Source organism: Pseudoalteromonas sp. AWM4_233 (genome assembly GCF_056158285.1).
The window spans coordinates 3660536-3682530 of sequence record NZ_JBSWSZ010000001.1 but is presented as its reverse complement, the minus strand read 5'-3'; the positions used below and the strand labels follow the sequence as shown (position 1 = coordinate 3682530).

Genomic DNA, 21995 nt, shown 5'->3' with positions numbered 1-21995 from the left:
TTATCCTTTTACACATACAATTTGCTTTAGCGTGTATACCACTTCTACGAGGTCTTTTTGTGCTGCCATGACTTTTTCTATGTCTTTATATGCATGAGGTATCTCATCGATAACGGCTTCATCTTTGCGGCATTCAACCCCTTGTGTCGCGTCAATTTGATCTTGTATGTTGAAGACCTTCTTGGCTTTTGTTCGGGACATCACACGGCCAGCACCATGACTGCAACTATTGAAACTGTCTGGGTTCCCTAATCCTCTGACAATGAATGATCGAGCCCCCATGCTACCTGGAATGATCCCCATCTCGCCTTTTTGTGCACGCACCGCGCCTTTACGTGTTACAAAACAGTCTTTACCAAAGTGGTGCTCGCGAGAGATATAGTTGTGGTGGCAATTCACCGCAAGGTCCGCTGTCTCAAATGAAACAGGTAACACCTTTCTGAGTGCGTTAATTGCATTGAACATCATAATTTCTCTATTTTTGGCTGCGAAATCTTGTGCCCACTCTACCGCTTCGACATAGTCATTAAAGTACTTGCTCCCTTCTGACAGATAAGCGAGGTCCATATCGGGTAAATGCATTTGGTGGCGTTGCATTTCTTTCTTAGCGAGTTCAATAAAGTAATTACCTATCCTATTGCCCACGCCACGGCTGCCAGAGTGAAGCATTATCCAAACTGCGTCATGCTCATCTAAGCATAATTCTAAGAAGTGATTACCTGTCCCCATGGTACCTAAGTGATTTACATGATTACTTTTCTTTATTGCCGGGTGCTTTTGGCAGATCCGCTCAAAACGTACCTCAAGTTTTTTCCATTCATCAGCGACTAGCTCTGGAATGTTATGCCAGGCACCGCGATCACGCTTGCCTTTTCTACCCCCTGTTCTCCCATGGGGTACTGCAGCCTCAAAGGCATGGCGGATCCCAGCTAAATTATCGGGCAGTTGGCTCGCTGTAAGCGTGGTTTTTGTTGCTACCATTCCGCAGCCAATATCAACACCTACCGCAGCAGGGATCACAGCATCAACAGATGGAATAACACTGCCTATGGTGGCACCTTTACCCATATGCACATCAGGCATCACTGCGATATGCGAATGCACAATTGGCATTGCAGCTATGTTTTTTAACTGAGCTTGCGCTTGTTCTTCAAAAGGGACACCTTTCGTCCAAGCTTTGATTGGAGCATGGCCTGTGGTTTTTATAGTATTAAAATTTTTACACATGTTTTTCTCGTTATTTTCTTTATGCATTAAGTGAGTTTAACGACACCATTCATTAGTCCATCCAGCCCACCATAAACGGTTAAGCTATCAATGCGATCTGCTACCTTCTCTAATGCTTCTAGTTCTTTAAGTCGCATTAGTGTTGGGTTGTTTTCCATTACTTTTGCCGTGTTATGTAAACTTCGGGTAGCGGATGTTTCTTCTCGGCGTTTAATGACATTAGCCTCCGCTGCTTTTTGCGCTTCCACGACCTGATTTAAAATGGCCTTCATTTCGCCCGGTAAAATGATGTCTTTTACCCCTACGCTTTTGAGTTCAATGCCGATACTTGATAGTTGCGTCGTCACAAGTTCTTTTACAGTTTCATTGATATAAAGCTTGTCTATTAGAATGTCGTCGAGTGATTTAGTACCGACGGCTTCTCGAAGCGCTAATTGCAGCGTCTTGTATATATATTCATCTAGTTTATCTACACTGCTTGCTGCGATCTGAGCATCCTTAATTTGAATACTGGCGCTCAAGTTGATACGCAAACTCACCCTGTCTTTACTTAAAATCTCTTGCCCAGATACTTCGAGTATCTGAGTGCGACAATCGAAATTTTTTAGTTCAACTTTGTTACTCAACTGCCAAAAGCCATAGTTACCAGGTGGAAGCTGTTCTGCCAATTTGCCATCTATATACAAAAGGCCAACATGATCTTTGGGTACCGACAGGTCAGCGATTGGTTTGGTTGCAACAGTGTTTTCACTTCTAATTAAACGTGAGGCGCTATTGGCTCCAGCTCGCATAATTAGGTTAAATACTCTGTTTTCTATAGCTATTTGGTTTTTTATAGAAACTTTATCAAGGCGAATTTCACCTGTGTCTTTCCATAGATACAGATGCTCACTTGGGGCCACTATGCCTTTGAGTTGATCATTCACATATAAAATACCAACTTGGTCATTATCTAATTTCCAGTGCTCAATTTGTGTTTTTAACACTTCACTATTACGGTAAAGTCGTTCTACATTTGGCAGTGAAACGAACAATTCATTGATATCGAAAGTGGTAAAATTAAGTTCATTTTTAATATCCCAAAGGGTGTGTTTACCCGCGTTTAGTATTTTGATTAACTCTTGGTTTTTAAAGACTAGAAGTCTTTGATTTTCATTTACAGTTTGTGTTTTTCTTAACATGTTTAATACCTTTTAATGTCGCTTTCTAAGCGTGTTGATAAGGGTGAATTACTTGATTAAAAAGGCATTTGCAGCTTTACATGTTAGGGAGCGTCCCGCTTGCTAACAGGTTTTAATACAATGCGTTTTCTAAACATGGGTAACCACGACTTATCAACTTATTCGTTTTCCAAATGGTTTAGGGTGGGACTTGAACCCACAACAATCGAAGTAAACGTTCGAGGCTCTACCAATTGAGCTACCTGAATTTAAGGAAGGATTTGAACCTTCGACGCACGAAACTCTATTTCGCTGCTCTACCTGACTGAGCTACTTAAATTGTGTTTGATTAGGAATACGCATTCACATTGTTCAGCGCACCGGAGTGATTTTTTGAATCACGACCACTTAACCAGACGAATAATACATATCAAGTGATGTGCCAAACGATAAGCAAACAAAAAACAAAAGTCTTAATTTGTTGATTTTAAATAGTTAAATTTTTATTTTTGCTCATTTTTTGCAAGCGACATAGACAATCAAAAAAGCACAAATATAATATTTTGGATATGTATGTATCTTAAGGGATAGGTTGATGAAGAAGACAATTGCGGTAACATTGATCGGGACACAGTTGGATTTTGTTGGCAAACGTATTGATCGATGGTCACGGTGGCGACCGAATATTAGCTTGTGTAGTCAAGAAGATTTAATCGTCGATGAGCTGCATATGCTCCATGATAACCACAGTTGGAAACTCGCGAATAATGTTGCTGTGGACATTGAAAGTGTGTCACCTGAAACACAGGTGCAATTACATAATATAAACTTCTCTAACCCTTGGGACTTTGAGGAGGTATATGCCAAGCTTTATGATTGGTGTGCCCAACAAGAATTTGATACTGAGAAAAATGATTACCTGTTTCATATTACTACAGGGACGCATGTTGTTCAGATTTGTAGTTACCTGCTTACTGAAAGCCGGCATTTTCCCGGTCGACTCATTCAAACCTCTCCAGACAAATACAATAAAAATAAATCGGTCGGTAAAGCACAAATAATCGATCTCGACTTGTCTAAATATGATCAAATAGCAACGCGTTTTGACCGTGAACATCTCGAGGGTAAAGCATTTTTAAAAGGCGGTATTCATACTAAAAACAAGGCCTTCAACCAACTTATAACGCAAGTTGAAAAAGTGGCTATCCGTTCACAAGACCCGATGTTACTGACGGGTCCAACAGGTGCAGGAAAAAGCCAACTTGCTACTCGTATCTTTCAACTCAAAAAGAAACGAGCCATGTTAGAGGGTGAACTTGTTTCAGTAAATTGCGCGACACTGAAAGGCGAAAATGCCATGGCAGCTTTATTTGGCCATACAAAAGGTGCATTTACAGGAGCATTAAAGTCTCGAGATGGCTATTTGCTCACGGCAGATAAAGGCGTATTGTTTTTGGATGAGATCGGTGAGCTTGGCTTAGAAGAGCAGGCGATGCTTCTTCATGCCATAGAAAATAAAGAGTTTCATCCCGTTGGTAGTGATAGAACGTTAAAAAGTAACTTTCAACTTATTGCCGGAACGAACCGTGATTTGAAACAGCAAGTTGCGAAAGGAATGTTTAGAGAAGACTTACTTGCGCGCATTAATTTGTGGTCTTACAAACTACCAGCATTAAAAGATCGACGTGAGGACATCCCCGGCAATATTGACTATGAAATGGACTTATTTGCACAGAAAACAGGGGAAAGAGTCAGGTTTAACAAAGAAGCTAAGCGATTATTTGAAGAGTTTGCAATGTCAAACCAAGCGCCTTGGTCTGGTAACTTCAGAGATTTAAGTTCGGCAATTACACGATTAGGCACTCTTGCAGATTCATCGCGCATTGCTATAGCTGATGTGACAGAAGAAATAGCTAGACTAAAAGAGTCATGGCATTTACCTGATTCAGAACCGCAACGTAAAGCTATCGAAAGGTATTTAACTAGCGAAGCAATATCTAAACTCGATAAATTCGATGCTATTCAACTTAATAATGTACTTGTGATATGCGAAAAACATACGAGTATGGCAGCTGCTGGAAGAGAGTTATTCAACGTTAGTCGAACATTAAAGGCACAAGTAAACGATTCTACAAGATTGCAGAAGTACCTCGCTAAGTTTGGTTTGAAATGGTCAGATTTGAGCGAGCAAAAAAATAGCGAGTAATCGTCGACTCGCTATTTTACCTAACGTTTGGAGGAGTTAGGGTTAGGCAGTTTGCTGGGCGAGCCGAGAGTCAATGCTGGCGATATTTGCCATGAGTTGCTCTTTCACTCGCTGCAGGTGTTGTTGTCGTTGTTCAGGGGCTTGTTTAGCAAAACGTAGTGCACTGTAAAGGCTGCGTTTAGAAACTTGATATCTTGCTGCCGCTTGTGAAAGGCTCGACTCGCCGATCATCACGCTTAACATGGCCTCGTGTAAATCAATTTGTTTGCTCATTTCGCTTGCTCCTTGGTGCTTTTCGTTGCGTGCTTTTCTTCATGAATTGGCCACACACTGACATGTGAGTACCAGTCTAAGTGCCAAATTAACTGCATGGTTTGAACCAAGTTGTGCATATGAAAACCCCTGTAATAACTGCTTTGCTCCCTATCTATAGAAAGAGTTGTGCCAGAGTTTTAAGGTTATGATTTTATTTGGTTTGTTGTTTTTTGTTTAGAGCTGATGCACTATTTCTGTGAAGTTAAAGGTGGGTTTGCACTAAAAAGGGCCAAAGGCCCTGTAAAAAGTTCACTTAGAGTTTCGCCTTCTGAAAGCAATAAAGAACATGCTAGGTAATAACCAAATCAACGAACCAGCACCACCCGATTGTGACGAGTCATTCTTGGGTGTTTCGGTGTTAGATGCTGCACTTATCGTGTAAGTAACTTGTTCGCTGATAACCTCTCGTCCATCAAAAAGACCACTGACATTCAGGGTAAAGGTACCCGCTTCAGTTGCTGTAAACTCATACTCTTCGCCACTGAAATCTGTACCATCATGAGTTTTCCAAACATAAGAAAGTTGCAGTGGTTGGGACGTTTTTAGTTGCGGCGTTAACCTGACTCGCTCCCCAATTTTCGCCTCAGCTTTACCGGATACACTGAATGACTCAATCACAGGTGAGACTGCATCGACAAGATGCTGCTTGCTATAGCTTAATTCATCATTGACGAAAGCTTTCAAAGTTACTTGATAAAAGCCCGGCTGTTTATATTCATGGTCTGGTTTGGCAGCGGTGCTGCTATTTCCATCACCAAAATCCCAATGATAAGCGGTAATATCTGAGCTATTGGCGAGCGTTGAAAAGGCAAACAGAGCTGCATACCCTATTACCTGTTTTATGCTAAACATTCTATATTCTGTCCTTAAATTAGAGAATTCCAAACACTAGAAATAACAGATTAATAGCGATTATGCTAGGTGTTAACTCTCTGATTAATTTATTTGTAATTTACTTTTGTGCTCATAAGGGGTAATTTGGTTTGGTGGATTTTTGCCCACCAAATACTGTTTTATTCTCAATAAGGACTTTGCTTTGAAGGATTATTTAAAGCCTAGCTTGTTCGCTTCTTTGTTTGCGCTCGCTATGCCTGCTACAGCCAATGAAGCTTCTTATCACGCCGTACCTGCCATGATGGGTAATGCTAAAATGGGTTTGCTGTGCGCGCAGGCGCCAGATCTTCCAAGTCAAGACTGTCAAACTGCTGTGATACCAGATACACCTTTAACACAGGCGCGGTTTCCGTATATCCCTGAGCAGTACAACTTATTTTATCGAGATGAGAATAGCCAGTTGTTTTCTCAATACAGTGGTTATCCATTTATTGTAAAACATGAAAGTGGTATGTGCTCTTTAGAAAACCCGGGAGTGGTTACACGTCAAAACGCTGTGAACTTTCCTGTTTACAGTTACAGTTGTGACGGTGCAGCACAAGAAAGTGCTAACCTCTCTCGTCTCAAATTTAACTACTTCGGACAAGGTGATTTTCAAACCGAAAACGATGTACATTTTTATGCTGGCATTACCATGGACATATTGCATCAGCAGCTTGCCCTTATGTACCCAAATTCAGCAGAAGCATGTTCAGCGGGAGCTGATTATTGTTTAGAGCAACTCAGCATAATTGTCGATGGAGATACGACTTTTCGCACCAGTAGCTGGGATGGTGAGCATGTTTTGCTAGATCGGGGCATGGCGACAGGCGGCTATTTTTCTCATGGTTCTTCATTAGACATTATTGCTCATGAAACAGGCCATGCAGTACTGACTTGGAACTCTGATATTTCATTTGAGTTCAAGGGAACCGCTGCTATTCAAGAAGCATTCGCTGATTTAACCGCAGTCCTCGTACGGAGCGAGTTTTATAAAAGACTTCAGATCGGCGGTGAACAAAATTTTATAGAGTCTGATGCACATCAACAGTTATCGATTGATGGTACTTTTTACTATGCCATGGCTTGGGATAGTTTTATTGGCAACAAAGCGCTGCGTTATCTTTTTTCGCCGATGACAGATGGCGCAAGTATTGATGATTGGCGTGATATAGAAACTGAAACGCCTGGTCCGCATTATCAAGCTGGTATTTTAAATCGCTTTTTCTACCGCCTGTCAATTTCGGATGGCTGGGATATCGCAAAGACATTCCGTTTAACCATGAAGGCTGCGCAGTCATGTTTCACTGAAGATACCAGTTTTGAGCATGCCGCATTCTGCTTGATTGATGTTGCTGATGAGCAAGACAAAGCGAGAATATCGGTTAAGTTGCAAGAGGTTGGTTTAGTCCCAACAAATAGCTTAGCTAACAACCTCGACTTTTCTATTGAGCGCTTATATACGTCAATTAACTATGCCCTAGCAGAATCAGAGCAAGCCGAGTTAAGTGCCGTGAATATTAGTCTTAATGAGCAGCCTGTGCATCAGTGGCAAGCGAACTTAAATACACCATCACAATTCAATGCAATAAAACAAGCGCAACTTAATTTAGAGTCAGGCGAACATTTACTCTCGATTGAAACGACAAACACGCAGGGGCAGACTAAAACAGGTCATAGACTTTTGAGTATTTTTTCAGATCCTCTGTGTAAGCCAGACACCGAGAATGTACTATCAAATCAGTTAAGCATAAATGGTGAAGACTTTGTTTTGGAGCAAGGTTATACGTTATTGGTGCCACAGAATGCATGGTATCAGCAGGCATTAGGTGAGTTTCAATTCCACAACATGCCCACGGATAAAGTAGTATCAGTATTTTATGATTTGAATAGAGATCGTCAGTTTTCAGACGATGAAAATGTACTCAGTGCCACGGAGTTTGATACTGCCATTTCTTTACCGAGTGTTGATACTGTGCCCGGCGACATGCTGGTGAGGTTACGTATTGATGATGCAGCAGTAAGCGCATGTACTGCGAATGAACTAAGTCAGTCTGTTGACTTGAAAGTACACATTGAAGCGGGTGTCCCCAGTACACCGATAGATTTTAGTTACAAGCAAGTAGAACAAACATTATATCTTACTGTCTTGCCAAGCTATGGCGAGCAAGCTATGTTTCGTTGGATTTTACCTGAGCAAGTCATTGAGCAAACTGACAGTAAGTTAGAGCAAGCAGTGAATACACAAGGAGCATATGTTGTATCGCTTGAGCATGTTGAGAATGACCGCGTGCTTAGCAGAGCTGAAAAGCAGATTGAACTGATTGCCGATCCTAATTTGGCTATAGCTTGCGAAGCACAAGGTACACAATGTGAGTTTACCGTGAGTCATACTTCATTGCCTGAGGCTGTTGAGTATCAATGGACATTGGCAGGAGAGCAAGTTACTAGGCAAGATGCTCAACCATTTAGCTATGATTTTGAAGCATATGGCGTGTTTAATGTGGCACTCTCTATGATGACAATAGATGGCAGAGCAGAGTTTTCAACCGAATCGCAAATAACCTTGGAAGAAGTATTGCCAGAATTAGACCTGATTGTTGGAAAGCAAGTAAATAATATCATTTCTCTGATAGCAGGCAGTGAGTTAGGAGAAGGCTTTACTTTAAATTGGCTTATCGATGGTCAGTTGCAATCTAGCCATGAAAAAGAAATAACGCATAACTTTACAACGGCGCAAACAGTTACCTTACAGCTACTAAAATCAGGTGAAGTTGTGAAAGAAGTGTCTAAGTTAGTTACGCCAATGACAATGCCGAACCTGACGATCCAGTGTGTGCTAACAGGCACCCAATGTGAATTGTCAGCATCTCATGATTTGCCAGATAATAATCTTATTTATCAGTGGCAATTAAATAATGAAACGATGACCAAAACGTCAAAGGACGCATTTCAATATGACTTTGCCGGCTATGGTGAGTTTGCAGTTTCTCTTACACTTCAGGTACCCGACTCGAATGCTGAGTTTACCTCAAGTGAGGTTATTAAAATTTTGCCTGAGCTAGGTTTAGTTGTAGGGAAACAAATTAATAGCACTATTACTCTGCTAGCAGACAGTGAATTAGGAGAAGGCTTTACTTTAAATTGGCTAATAGATGGTCAGTTGCAATCTAGTCATGAAAAAGAAATAACTCATGACTTTACAACGGCACAAACAGTTACCTTACAGCTACTAAAATCAGGTGAAGTTGTGAAAGAGGTATCTAAATTAGTTACGCCAATGACAATGCCGAACCTGACGATCCAGTGTGTGCTAACAGGCACCCAATGTGAATTGTCAGCATCTCATGATTTGCCAGATAATAATCTTATTTATCAGTGGCAATTAAATAATGAAACGATTACTAAAACGTCAAAGGACGCGTTTCAATATGACTTTGCCGGTTATGGTGAGTTTGCAGTTTCTCTTACACTTCAGGTGCCCGACACGAATGCTGAGTTTACCTCAAGTGAGGTAGTTCATATTCAGGAACCAGAGCCAATTCCTGAAGTGAGTTTTGATGTTTCTCAAATTAATGACACTTTTTTCTTCTCATTGAATTCTCCACTGCCTACTTTATATGAGGTGACACTTGTGATTGCAGGGCAGGAGTATGTTCTAAACGAGGGCAAATTAGACCTTGAGTTACCGAATGAGATATCTAGCTATACTTTTATCCTTAGGAAACATGAGCAAATTATTGATCAGCAAACAGTGAGCTTTATTAGAGAAGCAAACCCTAATTTGGACTTTGTATGTGTTGCCGAAGGTCTAACTTGTCAATTAACAGCGACGCACAATGCCAACACATCAGTCAAAGCATATGTGTGGTCTTTAGTTGCGCAGAAAGAGTCAATCAACACTTCTGAGCCTTATTATGAAATGCAATTTATTAAGGCTGGAACCTACGATGTAATGTTAACTTTGGTAACTGTAACTGGTGCACAGTTTACACATCAGCGTGCTGTCACTGTTGAAGAGTTACCCCATGAAAAGATCGCTATTTTGTTTGCTCAGCATAATGCGACATTAAAGCTAAAAGTGAGCAATGAAGATAACTTGGGTGATCAGTATCAACTTGTTTGGTTGTTAAATGGAGAGCAAGTTACTTCAAAGCAACTTGAAAAAGAGTTAACAACTCTAGCGACTGATTACATGGTCAAGTTACAGGTATTTATGGCAGGAAAGCTTGTAAAAGAGGTCTCGCAATCTATATATGTTTATGCTGATATAGGTCTTGATTTTACTTGGCAAAATAACACAGAGAAGCCGCTAAAGTTCTCTTTCTCAAGTCTTTAAAAAATAAAAGGGTCACAATTGAGTGACCCTTTTTAATAAGCGAATGTTGAGAATATTTAAGTTCTAAGTAGCCCTAATTGACTGTTCTTGTGTTCGACCAGTTTCATCAAATCTTGTGCGGCATCTTCAATGGTGTCAGCCAATTGCGCGAGTTCTGCTGCCGCATCTGAAATCCCTGTCATATTTGCACTTAAGTCTTCGGTTACCGCGCTTTGCTGCTCGGCAGCGGTGGCTATTTGTGTAACTTCATTTGAGATATCATCAAGTGCTTGCACCATTTCACTCATTTGTGCCGCAGCGCTACCACAATGGGTCATTGCATCGCTGGCTTGTACGACTGAGCGTTCAATGATGTCTTCAGACGTTTTTACTTCATTTTGTAAATTATCAATGAGCTGGCTTATCTCATTAGTTGAGTCTTGTGTTTTGGAAGCCAAAGACCTGACTTCATCGGCAACAACGGCAAAGCCGCGACCTTGCTCACCTGCGCGAGCCGCTTCAATGGCAGCATTCAAAGCCAGTAGGTTGGTTTGCTCTGCGATTGAGCGAATTACATCGAGAATTTGTGTAATGTCGCTACTGCGAATGGCAACCGCATTGATAGACTCTTTGGCACTGGCAATTTGATCAGACATCACCTGTACAGAGTCGGATGCGGCAGAGATACCGCGCTCGCTTTGTTTTACCTTTTCGTTGGTCGCATTGGTTGAAGCCGCTGCATTTTCTGATGAACGGGCGACTTCGCTCGCGGTGGCACTGAGCTCATTGATGGCGGTTACCACACTGTCGATTTCCATATGTTGCATGTTTACTTTGGCTTTAATGTCTTCTGCTGCCTGCGAGGTTTTGGTTGATTGCTGATAAGAGTTGTTGGCGAGCCCTTTTAAGTCATTGACCATATTTCGCAGTTTCTGTGTGAATAGGTTAAAACCTGTCGCTATGGCAATGAGCTCTTCATGCTGCGTGACGTCGAGTTGTACGGTTAAATCGCCATCGTTACTTGCAAGATTCTCTACTCTGTCTTTGATGTCAGTTAGTGGGTCGATAATGGTCTTTAAAATAGCCACAGAAAGGGCCAATGCGATAACCGATGCGATCACCCCAATTAATATCATGCTGGAGCCGACGGTCGCGGTATCTTCAGCTTGCTGCTCTGCTAACTCTTGGGCACTGGCAAGTGCCAGATCTTTCGGTAATTCAATGACCAAGCTCCAAGTTGTATTGGCGACCTTAATTTCAATGGGCATAGTGAAAACTAGGTTACTGCCAATTTCGAGTTGAGTTTGTTGTTTACGGTTGTCCATAATGGTTTTGCCCGCGTTACCCGGCAGAGACTCTGTTAAGGGGCGTGCAAGCTTGTCGTAGTGGCTTGAGCCAACGACTAACCCTATATCGCTGAGAATACTGACTTTGGCTTGACCATTATAAAGCGACTTCGACACTTCTTCGGTGAGAGTCTGAAAACGTGGCAGGTTTATATCAACCCCGACTAAACCAATAAAGCGGCCGTTTGCAATCACAGGTACGGTGAGAGAGGTCATTAACTCAGAATTACCGGGTGTGATTTCATACAAGTACGGCTCCATAATACAGGGCTTAAGATTATCTTTGGCGCACAAATACCATTCACTTTCTCTAAAGCCAAACTCATTGCGGGCATTAAGGTATTTTTCGCCTGGATCTTCAATTTGGTGTTGCGTGAATTTACCCGGCGCATCACGGGTAATATACACCTCTAAGGAGCCAGCGCCTGGGACTGAGTGGGTTTGCCCTGAATTGCTAAATTGATTGTCTTTACCGTCGTAGCCGTTGGCTTCGAATTGTGCATAGATTGACGACACCCCTTGGTTCTTTTCAAGTGCACCCAGAACCATTAAATACAGGCTTTGTCTTGAAATAGGGTTTTGTTCTGCTGTTTTAGCAATACCGCCAGATAGGCTATAAGGAATTTGATACTCCTTATTGATATAACCGCTGACTTGCTCGGCATACAGCCGCGCTTTCGCGGTCAATCGAGCATTAATTTCACCTAATACAACACCTTGTACACGCTCACTTTGCACCTGATTATTATTGTTGAGCTGAACCCAACTTATCGTGACCAATGAGGCGACAAGCAACACAAGTGTGATGGAAATAAAAGCGATTAGCTTAATCTTAATAGAGCGCTGATTCATATTCCTACCGTTTTAATTATGAGATATTCGTTGCAATTACGAGGTATTACTAAATATAGACAATTTATGACTTTTTGCTGGCAGAGGTGGTACCAACTGAAGGAGGAAGATTAGTTAAGCGCTTAATCTTCCTTGTTGAAACTTATAGCGTCTTCTGGATTAGGTTTTTATTCTCAACCCCGAATACTTGGCTATGTACGTCGCTGATGAAGTGCCATTGACTGTCAACATTATCAGGTGTAAATGTCAGTGTCATAAAGCCGCGCTGGTGGATGTTGGCAAACTCTAGATCGTCAACCAATAGTTCAAGTACCTTGGCAAATTCGCTGACCTGTGACTCTGGCAATTGTAGGTAATACTCTAGACCAGGAGAGCTCACTGATGGTGTCGCAAATTCATAACCGCATACATCACCTTGTGCTGTGCATAATTTACCAGACCAAGCGTTATGGGTATCGCCAGCAAGGGTAACGAGGTTTTTGTTTGCGGCTTTCGCTGTTTGTAATAAGACTTCACGCTCTACAGGATACCCATCCCAGGCATCTAAGTTATAAGGAGCGGTAAAACCGATACGCATTTTATCTTGCTCACTTAACGTAGGGTCAGATGCTTGCGTGCGTGCTTTTAATTGCGCCAGTTCTGTCATTTGTGCAGCGATAGCTGGGCTTGGGTTAGCCATGGCAACCAGTAACTCTGCTGGTAGCATCATTTTTGTCATCAGTACTTGTTGGCCAAGTACTTGCCATTTGGCATCTGATGTTTTGATGTGATCGGTTAACCAAGTTAATTGCTGAGTACCAATCAACTGTTGATTGGGAGAGGCCAGATCTGCTTGGAAATTCGCTGCATCTAATTGACCCGATGTTGGATCAAAATAGTTCTGATAATCAAGCGGCTTTACGCGAGCTTCATGACGTGTGTCGAGCATGTAAAGTGACACCAAAGAACCGAAATCAAATTTGCGATATAGACTTTCGGTTTGGCCTGTAACGTATGGTCGGATAGGCATCCATTCATAATAGGCCTTTAGCGCAGCCATTTTTCGGTCGGCAAACATGCCCTCATCGTCATTATGGTTCTCAGCCCCATCTAGATAGGCGTCGTTGCAGACTTCGTGGTCGTCCCATACTGCAATGAAAGGCGCTTTTGCATGCAAGGATTGCAGACCTGTATCTGTTCTGTAAAGCGCATAACGTTTGCGGTAATCGGTCAGAGAGATGAGCTCGCCTTGGTTATCTTCTGGTAGCATTCGGCCAAGCTCAGCCGCTTTATCAGTGGCGTATCCACCCATGCCATATTCATAAATATAGTCGCCTAAATGTAGCACAGCATCTAGGTCTTGCATTTTTGCAGCTTCAGCATAAGCGTGAAAATAACCCGCTGGGTAATTTGCGCATGACATAACCGCTAACTTCACTTGCGACACATCTGTTTCAGGTAAGGTTTTAGTTTCGCCCATAGGTGACGGGCTCTCGTTGGCTTTGAAACGGTAATAATAGCGGGTATTGGCTTTCAGTCCTGTCAGGTCAACTTTTACTGTGTAATCGTTTTTTGCTAATGCAGAAAGTGACTCTTTAAATTCTATGTTTTCAAATGTTTTGTCTAGAGATACCTCTAAACTCACATTGACAGTATTAGGTGTACCTTCAGGGGTAACTCGGGTCCACAAGATAACTCTATCAGTTAAAGGGTCACCACTTGCTACACCGTGATCAAACGCAACGGTAAAGTCATTATAAGATGGACTTGAGTCATTGTGGCCACATCCAGTTAAAGATAAAGATACCGTGGCAGCGCCAACACCAGCTAATGCACTTTTAATAAAATTGCGACGTGAAAGCCCTTTCATGAGCTGTACCTCTTTGTTGTTATATTTAAGAAAAGAGGCGATGTTAGAGAAGAGTTATGACATTTTTACGACTGGTCTTACCTTGTAATAAGTTATTCATGCTAGTGTCATATTGCCTCAGCCTATAATTATTAATATATTGATTTATATGCTTTAAAGTTAGCAATTTTGAGAATTAGATTGGGCAAAAGCTAACAGGAAGAGTCAGTATAAATAACCTTGGCTGAGAAAAAAGAATTTACTGAACTAGTATAGTTTGGTTTTGCGTCTGATTTTAGGTATTTAAGTTGTTGTAATCTTGGTCGATAAAGGTATTTAATGGTGACACGCTTAGTTGTTATATCTATCACTGTTAATTAAGTAATTTATTTTGAAAATTGGTATTCATATCAGCACTTGTTCAGATCGATTAAGTTAAAAGCTGCAAGGTGTACTCCCAGAGTTATAAATGGAAAAGTTGAGTTATGTTTAAAGATGTCAGTGACCTTGCTAGTTGTGAAGTATTAATCGTTGATGACTCTGAGCTAATGCGCAGGCTACTAGAGGGATGTCTGCAAGAGATATGTAATGTAAAAACAGTCGAGTCAGCCGAAGAAGCAATTGCCTATTGCCAAGAAGAGCAGCCAGACTTAGTTTTGATGGATTGGGTACTAGAAGGTATGTCAGGGCTTGAAGCCTGTAAAAAAATGCAAGCAACGCCTAAGTTATCTGAAATCCCGATAGTATTTGTTACCTCTAACGCCAATGAAGAGAGTCAGTTACAGTGTTGGGAAGCGGGCGCTGTGGACTTTGTGCCTAAGCCTATCGTACCTAAAACCCTGCAAAACCGTGTAAAGACGCATCTTAAATATAAACTTCAAGCTGATATTTTACGTAACTATTCTTTTATTGATGGCTTAACAGGTATTTATAACCGACGTTTCTTTGATACTGAAGTAGAAAGACTGCTGAAGCAGCGTCATCGTGTAGCTCATTCACTTTCTATGATCATGATCGACATCGACTTTTTCAAGAAGTATAACGACCATTATGGGCATTTGGCCGGTGACGATGTGCTAAAGCAAGTGGCTGATAAGCTAAAAGAAATTGTCAGAAGACCGCTTGATTCTGTGTGTCGTTATGGTGGCGAAGAGTTTGTCGTACTGTTACCTGATACCCCTTTGCAAGGCGCGAAGATTATTGCCAAAACTTTGGTACGTGCTATTGCTGGCATGGCGTTAGAACATAGTCAATCTGAGCATAGTGTAGTGACTATTAGTGCGGGTGTTGCATCTGCCACCAAAACATGTGCCTCGGTTGAGTCTTTGATGCAAAGTGCAGACGAGGCGCTATACCAAGCAAAAGACGCAGGGCGCAATACCTATAAGTGCGCTGACTAAATACTGACAGGCGGTGCAGAAGGTTTAGACAGAATATAAATCATCACCGCCACTTCGATACTTGCAACCAGTATTAGCACCCATAGCGCGGGTTGGCTGTATAGCAAAATCATATACCCAAGTAGCATACCTAAACCTGCTCCCCATTTTCCTTTGATAGGGATAACTTGATGATCATGCCAAAGTCTTAACGGCTCACCAAACTTAGGGTGTGTAAGTAGCCAATTGGCGAATTTAGGTGAAGAGCGTGTGAAGCAGGCGAGCGCGAGAATAAAAAAAATGGTGGTTGGCATAACAGGTAAGGCCATACCCACAAAACCAAGACCAACAAAAATGATCCCTGCAGCATGCAGCCAAAAGCATTTATTAAAGAGTTTAAGACTACTTTTGCTCATTAATTAATCTCGCCAACATGTAATATTTTAAGCTTATCACAGAGTTATTAGTTTGCGAGTTTTTCAGTAACATTGATGTATGACGTTTGCGTGAAGATGCTTCATTTGGACGTTTATATGTTTACTATGAGTGGGGTTATTCGGTAATGTATTCTAGATATCAAAATTTTGAAGTTAGGTGAATTATGGAACTTTCAGCATCAGTTTCTATCCAGCGCACGGAGTCTGGACTCGAGTATTTAAATGTCGACGGTCCGCGTTGTAGTGCTAAAATCTTTTTACAAGGTGCACAACTGACAGAGTTCACGCCTGTTGGCAAAGGCAATTTGATCTGGGTGTCAGAAGATGAAGACTATCTAGAAGGCAAAGCCGTTCGTGGTGGTATTCCTATTTGCTGGCCATGGTTTGGCGTGCATAGCGACCCTGACTGGCCAATTCATGGTGTGGCACGTAAATTAATGTGGCGTGCTGAAGAAGTACATGAAAGCGATGAAGCCATTGTGATTAAGCTTTCATTACCTATGACCTTGGTTGATGGGACCTACTGGCCGCATAAATCTAAGCTTGAAGTTGAATTTCATTTAACAGAACAGTTAAAAGTGAGTCTAACTAACACAAACTTGGGTGATTCACCCTTTACTTTAACTCAAGCACTGCATACTTATTTCCCGACACCAAACATTGAAGCGACGACAGTGGATGGCTTACAGGGCTCGAAGTTTATTGAGTTTGGTGAAGGCCCATTTGATCAAAATGAAGTCGTCGGTTTCGCCCGTGAAACAGACATGGTGTATACCCAAGCTGCACCGGTTCAAGTTATTAGAACGCCAGACGGTAACATTGAAGTGGGTCGTGAAAGCTCTACTTCTTGCGTGCTTTGGAACCCGTGGATTGAAAAGTCTAAGCGTCTAAGCAACTTTAGAGATGACGAATATAAAACCATGTTGTGTCTAGAAGCGGCAAATGTAATGGATGACGCTGCTACCGTTGAACCGGGGCAAAGTCATACTTTGACAACGACATTGCGCTGGGTATAAACGCTTTTCATTCATTTTAAAAAGCTGCATTGCATGATGTGGCTTTTTTTATAAATCAAACTTGATAATGATTCTTATTTGCATATAATCAGTTTTAAGGATGGTGTCTGACACAGTAAAAATAAGGAAGGGTAATGATCTTTGTTTTAAGTTTAGCTGTCGTTGTATTAATGATAATGGCTTTGGTCAATATTAGAGCGTACACACCGCTATTTAAATATTTGCATCATATTGCGACTTGGTTAGCGGCGGCAATCATAGCCAGCGCTATGTTTTATATGGGACTAAGTATGCTGTTGGCGGTCACTATGTTTGTGGTGGCTGGTGGTATTTTGGCGTTATTTATCACTTTGGCAAAGCCAGAGCAGGGCGAGAATAGCTTTTTCTGAACCCCCTTGGTTTTGGTTACATAACACCATGTTACAATTTCATACGGCTTGCCTACATTCTTAACAATGTGATTCCCTTATGCTTATACGCATATTTGAGAAAGGATCACGGAACATGCATTCAGTTATGAAAAAAGTCGCCCTTGGCTCACTCATGTCTTTGTCGAGTATGAGTTATGCCGAACCGACGTGGCAAACCATAGAAACCGAACACTTCAATGTACATTACACGCAAGGACATAAGCGCTGGGCAGAATCTGCCGCACATGAGCTTGAGTTAGTTCGCAATAAAGTACTTGAGCAGCAAAATCGCAGTTTAGAAGCCAAAGCCGATGTGGTGGTCTTTGACCCTTACCATGGTGCAAACGGCTTTGCTATTCCAAGTACCGATAAGCCCCTAATGGCGTTATTTACCACGCCACCGCAATCAGACACCGTGATCTCTAACAGCAGTGGTTGGCAACAGCTATTGATTTTGCATGAGTACATTCATTTGGTGCATTTATCTCAACCTAACCGCAGTACATGGCGACAAACACTTCGTGATGTATGGGACCCATACGATATCGCGCTTGCGATCATGCCGCGTTGGGTGGCAGAAGGGTATGCCACCTTGATGGAGTCGAAAATGACAGGTCGAGGCCGTTTATTTGATAACTACACTGAAGCCCTACTCACGGAGTTTGCTCGCCAAGGTGCATTATTGCCTTATTCAGCGCTCAATAATGGTAACGACAGTTATTTGAGTGGCTCAATGGCATATTTAATCGGTGTGCGATACTTGGCATGGCTTGAAAAGAACTATGGTGAGCAGACCTTAGACGCTGTTTGGACTCGTATGCAGGCGGTGGAGTCTCGTGATTTTGACGAGGCGTTTAAGGGCGTATTTGGCGACCACCCTGCAAAATTATATAAGCGATTTGTCGCCGAATACACCTACCTGAGCATGGCTTCTGCGCAAGACTTACCTGAGTTGGATGCTAAGTTATGGCATGATTTTAAGTTTGATGCTAAAAACTTGCGCTTATCTCCGAGCGGGGAACACATTGCCGTCACTGAGCGTGATAGCAAAGGTCGCACTGAGCTTAATATCTATGCGACAAAAGATAATGAAAAAGCTGAAAAAGACTTCAATGAAAAGCAAAAGGCTTTACTTGCGGCAGATCCTAAAGATGTGGCAGATAATGCGCCAGAGACCTTTGGCAGAATAAAAAAGCACACCCTTACGCCAAGTAATTTTTCAGGCATTCGCTATGCGCGTTGGAAAGATGAAAATACTCTCTATTTCGTGGCATCGGTACAAAAACAAAATGATCAGTATGCGGTGCAAGGCGAATTATTTCAGTGGACGCTTGATGATAACCAAGTCACACAGTTAACTGAAGATGCGGGTATTCGTCGCTTTGCGATAGATAAAAACAACAATGCCATCGTGGCTGAAAAAGTACGCTACGGTTATTCACACTTAGTGAATTTAGAGCTCAACAATGGATCTGAAACCGTACTTTCAAGCAACCAGCTTGGTGATACATATGATTATCCTGAGATCTCTGAAAACGGCAATAAACTGGCCTATTTAAAATCAGGGTTGAATCAAAACTGGCAGTTGTATGTGCGAGATACGCAAACACAAAACAACTTTCAAGTACCCACCCCAAAAGGTTATCAATTCTTAACTCAGCCGAGCTGGTCCAAAGACGGTAAAACCTTGTTCTACGTAGCGGGCGTAGAGGGTGCGATCAATCTATATGCTTATGACTTTAGCACGCAGCAGTTGTTGCAGTTAAGCCAAGGCCAGCATGTGGTGAGTTTTCCACAGCAGTTAAACGACAGTGAATTGCTGTATCTAGGTGTTTCGTCAGAAGGCCCAGATGCTTACACACTGGAAATTAATAACACTGCCAATTTGGTCACTGAGTTGAGTGACACCAAGCAAGCCCCTAAACTTTCAAATGCAGCCGTGCAACTTGATGATGCCCAGATTTACCAGCAGCCATTGCAAAGTAAACCCTATGATAAGTGGGATCATAGTGCATCCATGACCTTGGGCTCGCAGTATTACAGTGCCAGTACTGAAGTGCTACACCTAGGAGTAAAAGGCTCTGACTTTTTAGAAGAAGTCAGTTGGCATGTAGGGCTAAGCAAAAGCTTGGGCGACAGCACCCTAGTTGGTGGTTTTGCCGATGTAAAAATGCAACAAGGTAATACCGAGTGGCAGGCAAAGGCGTTTTCATTTGAACTAGATACCGCAGCGCAAAGTCGTGGGGCAGAACTCGCTGTAATTGCACCGCATACGCTGCAACAAACAGGGCTTAGTGCGCAGGTTAGCCATAGCTATCGCCAAAATATGCTGTCATTGACTGGCCATGCTGCCGTACATGCGAGTGAACTAGACACAGGCTTAGGAAACCAAGACGAACGCTGGTTGCGTCTTGGGTTGGAACAAAGCTGGCAATATGACAAACAGGCATTTGCGATTGGCCAGCAAATTAAAGCCCAGTGGCTAGACGGCAAATCAGGCGAGACAGACTGGCAGGGCTATAACCTTGCTGCGACGATATTCGGCAAAGCGTTTCACATGCCTTTGTATATACAAGCTGAGCAAGCGAAGCGTGAAGATTCTCTCTTGAATTTAGGTGGCTTTAGATCGAGTCTGATTGACCAAAACGTCATGGCAAATACTATCTATAAACCAGATTTACCTTTCTTTGCCGGCGTTGCTGAGCGTTATCAAGGTTATGGTGGTGGTGTGGCAATGTCAGAAGGTGCGCCTTGGCTTTACTACCAACAGCACCAATTAGATAACCAAGTGTTTGGGCAAAGCTATGGAGTCAAATGGACCACCTGGTTTAATGGTCGCGATTGGAGTGCAAAATTCGCTCCTGCGGGGATCAGTGATCTACGTATTGATATAGGCTTAAGCCGCGTTGAAAGCGAACGTTTTGAAAATGAAAACCGCGCATGGCTTGGGCTTTGGTTTGATTTGTAGGCGTTAATGACTTGTTGGGTTATTAAAGCAGGCTTCTTTGGTAACCCATCTTATAAGGCTTTGTTTTATAAATAGTCAGCTTTTAGTTTTGAGTCATAATTAACATTCCGAAGTTGTTTCCAAAAAAGGGGCTGCTTGAATTATACTATTGCGATAAAGGAACTAATCTAGCAATAACGGTATGGATAAGTCACTCGAAACAATATTATTTAAAATTAGCCAAAGCCCAGAAATTGATAGTGGCGATCTTAAAACGGCTGGTAGTTTAATCATTCAAGCATGCTGTAACGGATTAAACATATCTCGTACATCTATGTGGTCTGTAGATGAAAGTGGCGCAAAATGTCACCTCCTATTCGATAATGGTGAATTTCAAACATTCGATAACTTCTTTTTGAGCCGCCAAGCATTTCCTATTTACTTCCAAAATCTAGATAACGAACGAATCATCGCTGCAGCTGATGCGGTGAACGATAAAATCACTTTTGAATTTTCTGAGGTCTATTTAAAACCTCGCAACATTGCTTCTATGCTAGACGTGCCAATACGCCGAAACGGTAAAATGATCGGTATCATTTGCTGTGAACATCAAGGTCAGCACCTCAAGCATTGGCAAGATGATGAACTAATTTTTGTATCTACTTTAGCTGAGCTGTATGGACGGGCGATCAATGCACACCGAAGTTTGCAATATGAAGAGGCATTACGCGACCTTAATGCAGAGCTCGACAGTATTGTGAAAAAGCGCACAAAAGAACTAGAAGCCACTATTTATGAACTTAAGCAAGCGCAAGAAGAGCTCGCGGAAAGTAAAAAATTGGCTGCACTCGGAGAGATGGTTGCTGGCATAGCCCATGAAGTTAATACGCCTTTAGGTGTTGCGATAACCGCGGCGAGTTTATGTGCTGAAAAAATGGGTGCAGTCAGTGCAAACCTAGAGAGTAAGACATTGACCAAGTCTATGCTAAGTGATTTCCTGAACCACTCTGGTGATGCGCTCAAAATAGTATTGGCAAACCTTGATAGATCGGCGCATCTAATGAATGATTTTAAAAACGTCTCGGCCAACCAAATTAATCCCACTCGTGAAAAAGTCATAATAGAAGAGTATGTTGGACAAGTATTAAATACGCTTAGCCCTAAGCTGAAAAAACACAAAGTGCAGGTTGAGTATAATATTGCAAGTCGTCATGCACGCTATACTAACCCAGGTCTACTCGCGCAGGTAATCTCGAATCTTGTTAACAATACCATTGATCATGCGTTTGAGACTGAACAGTCAGAGAAGAAACTAGAAGTAATAATCGAAAAGACAATTGATCATATATATATTCACTTTAAAGATAATGGCAAAGGTATTAGTGAACAGCACTTAGCACATATATTTGATCCTTTTTTTACTACTAAAAGGCATGAAGGTAATACCGGTCTGGGTTTATCAATCTCTTACAACTTACTCAAAAAGCAACTAGGTGGAAGTTTAAGTGTCTCTTCAACAGAAGGGGGAGGTAGTCAATTTACGATGTCACTACCTGATGTATTTTCTAACAATGATCGCAAAGATAAAGTTACTTCTGAAGCTCAAATCCTCTCTTAAGCATATAAGCTTAATTGAATAGTCTTATTTATTATAGGTTTATAAGTATTATACAAGCCCAGC

General features: G+C 41.9%; 15 protein-coding genes and 2 tRNA genes. 7 read left to right on the top strand and 10 right to left on the bottom strand.

Annotated features, from left to right (window positions below; genetic code table 11):
• From ACXAC4_RS16735 to ACXAC4_RS16720, 4 genes are all read right to left on the bottom strand, one after another.
• Complete coding sequence (locus ACXAC4_RS16735) at positions 1–1227, bottom strand: RtcB family protein (RefSeq protein ID WP_475163578.1); 1227 nt, start codon at positions 1225–1227, stop codon at positions 1–3.
• A gap of 26 nt (positions 1228–1253) precedes the next feature.
• Positions 1254–2408, bottom strand: a complete 1155-nt coding sequence (locus tag ACXAC4_RS16730) for a slipin family protein (protein WP_058031387.1) — start codon at positions 2406–2408, stop codon at positions 1254–1256.
• Positions 2409–2582: 174 nt separating this feature from the next.
• A tRNA-Lys gene (locus ACXAC4_RS16725) sits at positions 2583–2651 on the bottom strand.
• A 2-nt stretch (positions 2652–2653) separates the two neighbouring features.
• A tRNA-Ser gene (locus ACXAC4_RS16720) sits at positions 2654–2727 on the bottom strand.
• A 255-nt stretch (positions 2728–2982) separates the two neighbouring features.
• On the opposite strand from ACXAC4_RS16720, the gene rtcR reads away from it, so the two are divergent.
• A complete protein-coding gene (gene rtcR / locus ACXAC4_RS16715; protein WP_475163574.1) occupies positions 2983–4593 on the top strand; it encodes an RNA repair transcriptional activator RtcR in 1611 nt (536 codons plus the stop codon).
• Positions 4594–4635: 42 nt separating this feature from the next.
• Here rtcR and ACXAC4_RS16710 read toward each other — a convergent pair whose 3' ends face one another.
• From ACXAC4_RS16710 to ACXAC4_RS16700, 3 genes are all read right to left on the bottom strand, one after another.
• Positions 4636–4866, bottom strand: a complete 231-nt coding sequence (locus ACXAC4_RS16710; RefSeq protein ID WP_475163571.1) for a helix-turn-helix domain-containing protein — start codon at positions 4864–4866, stop codon at positions 4636–4638.
• Positions 4863–4985: a hypothetical protein gene (locus tag ACXAC4_RS16705; RefSeq protein WP_475163569.1), complete on the bottom strand. Its 123-nt coding sequence runs from the start codon at positions 4983–4985 to the stop codon at positions 4863–4865. The genes ACXAC4_RS16710 and ACXAC4_RS16705 overlap by 4 nt, the downstream gene beginning before the upstream one ends.
• 172 nt (positions 4986–5157) lie before the next feature.
• Positions 5158–5760: a PKD domain-containing protein gene (locus ACXAC4_RS16700; protein WP_475163567.1), complete on the bottom strand. Its 603-nt coding sequence runs from the start codon at positions 5758–5760 to the stop codon at positions 5158–5160.
• 184 nt (positions 5761–5944) lie between these two features.
• On the opposite strand from ACXAC4_RS16700, the gene ACXAC4_RS16695 reads away from it, so the two are divergent.
• Positions 5945–10120, top strand: a complete 4176-nt coding sequence (locus ACXAC4_RS16695; protein WP_475163566.1) for a M4 family metallopeptidase — start codon at positions 5945–5947, stop codon at positions 10118–10120.
• Between the two features lie 56 nt (positions 10121–10176).
• Here the strand turns inward: ACXAC4_RS16695 and ACXAC4_RS16690 are convergent, their stop codons facing one another.
• Positions 10177–12297: a methyl-accepting chemotaxis protein gene (locus tag ACXAC4_RS16690; protein ID WP_475163564.1), complete on the bottom strand. Its 2121-nt coding sequence runs from the start codon at positions 12295–12297 to the stop codon at positions 10177–10179.
• Positions 12298–12439: 142 nt separating this feature from the next.
• Entirely contained in the window at positions 12440–14146 is a 1707-nt protein-coding gene (locus ACXAC4_RS16685; RefSeq protein WP_475163562.1) for an alkaline phosphatase D family protein, read from the bottom strand.
• A gap of 464 nt (positions 14147–14610) precedes the next feature.
• Here ACXAC4_RS16685 and ACXAC4_RS16680 point away from each other — a divergent pair, with 464 nt between their 5' ends.
• Entirely contained in the window at positions 14611–15525 is a 915-nt protein-coding gene (locus ACXAC4_RS16680; protein ID WP_475163560.1) for a diguanylate cyclase, read from the top strand.
• Here the strand turns inward: ACXAC4_RS16680 and ACXAC4_RS16675 are convergent.
• Complete coding sequence (locus ACXAC4_RS16675; protein WP_475163557.1) at positions 15522–15920, bottom strand: YbaN family protein; 399 nt, start codon at positions 15918–15920, stop codon at positions 15522–15524. The two genes, ACXAC4_RS16680 and ACXAC4_RS16675, sit on opposite strands and share 4 nt — an antisense overlap.
• A gap of 185 nt (positions 15921–16105) precedes the next feature.
• Here ACXAC4_RS16675 and ACXAC4_RS16670 point away from each other — a divergent pair, with 185 nt between their 5' ends.
• From ACXAC4_RS16670 to ACXAC4_RS16655, 4 genes are all read left to right on the top strand, one after another.
• Positions 16106–16957, top strand: a complete 852-nt coding sequence (locus ACXAC4_RS16670) for a D-hexose-6-phosphate mutarotase (protein WP_475163554.1) — start codon at positions 16106–16108, stop codon at positions 16955–16957.
• A 134-nt stretch (positions 16958–17091) separates the two neighbouring features.
• The gene (locus ACXAC4_RS16665) at positions 17092–17346 is read left to right on the top strand and encodes a hypothetical protein (RefSeq protein WP_349284882.1); all 255 of its coding nucleotides are present in this window, start codon (positions 17092–17094) and stop codon (positions 17344–17346) included.
• Positions 17347–17461: 115 nt separating this feature from the next.
• Complete coding sequence (locus tag ACXAC4_RS16660) at positions 17462–20335, top strand: TolB family protein (protein WP_475163552.1); 2874 nt, start codon at positions 17462–17464, stop codon at positions 20333–20335.
• 181 nt (positions 20336–20516) lie between these two features.
• Entirely contained in the window at positions 20517–21932 is a 1416-nt protein-coding gene (locus ACXAC4_RS16655; protein WP_475163550.1) for a sensor histidine kinase, read from the top strand.
• Positions 21933–21995: the final 63 nt, after the last annotated feature.

What these genes read in the sequence shown, in the direction of transcription:
- ACXAC4_RS16665 (WP_349284882.1), top strand. Translation starts at nt 17,092, where the DNA reads ATGATCTTTGTTTTAAGTTTAGCTGTCGTTGTATTAATGATAATGGCT.
- ACXAC4_RS16690 (WP_475163564.1), bottom strand. Translation starts at nt 12,297, where the DNA reads ATGAATCAGCGCTCTATTAAGATTAAGCTAATCGCTTTTATTTCCATC.
- rtcR (WP_475163574.1), top strand. Translation starts at nt 2,983, where the DNA reads ATGAAGAAGACAATTGCGGTAACATTGATCGGGACACAGTTGGATTTT.
- ACXAC4_RS16675 (WP_475163557.1), bottom strand. Translation starts at nt 15,920, where the DNA reads ATGAGCAAAAGTAGTCTTAAACTCTTTAATAAATGCTTTTGGCTGCAT.
- ACXAC4_RS16730 (WP_058031387.1), bottom strand. Translation starts at nt 2,408, where the DNA reads ATGTTAAGAAAAACACAAACTGTAAATGAAAATCAAAGACTTCTAGTC.
- ACXAC4_RS16680 (WP_475163560.1), top strand. Translation starts at nt 14,611, where the DNA reads ATGTTTAAAGATGTCAGTGACCTTGCTAGTTGTGAAGTATTAATCGTT.
- ACXAC4_RS16670 (WP_475163554.1), top strand. Translation starts at nt 16,106, where the DNA reads ATGGAACTTTCAGCATCAGTTTCTATCCAGCGCACGGAGTCTGGACTC.
- ACXAC4_RS16655 (WP_475163550.1), top strand. Translation starts at nt 20,517, where the DNA reads ATGGATAAGTCACTCGAAACAATATTATTTAAAATTAGCCAAAGCCCA.
- ACXAC4_RS16700 (WP_475163567.1), bottom strand. Translation starts at nt 5,760, where the DNA reads ATGTTTAGCATAAAACAGGTAATAGGGTATGCAGCTCTGTTTGCCTTT.
- ACXAC4_RS16705 (WP_475163569.1), bottom strand. Translation starts at nt 4,985, where the DNA reads ATGCACAACTTGGTTCAAACCATGCAGTTAATTTGGCACTTAGACTGG.
- ACXAC4_RS16710 (WP_475163571.1), bottom strand. Translation starts at nt 4,866, where the DNA reads ATGAGCAAACAAATTGATTTACACGAGGCCATGTTAAGCGTGATGATC.
- ACXAC4_RS16685 (WP_475163562.1), bottom strand. Translation starts at nt 14,146, where the DNA reads ATGAAAGGGCTTTCACGTCGCAATTTTATTAAAAGTGCATTAGCTGGT.
- ACXAC4_RS16660 (WP_475163552.1), top strand. Translation starts at nt 17,462, where the DNA reads ATGCATTCAGTTATGAAAAAAGTCGCCCTTGGCTCACTCATGTCTTTG.
- ACXAC4_RS16735 (WP_475163578.1), bottom strand. Translation starts at nt 1,227, where the DNA reads ATGTGTAAAAATTTTAATACTATAAAAACCACAGGCCATGCTCCAATC.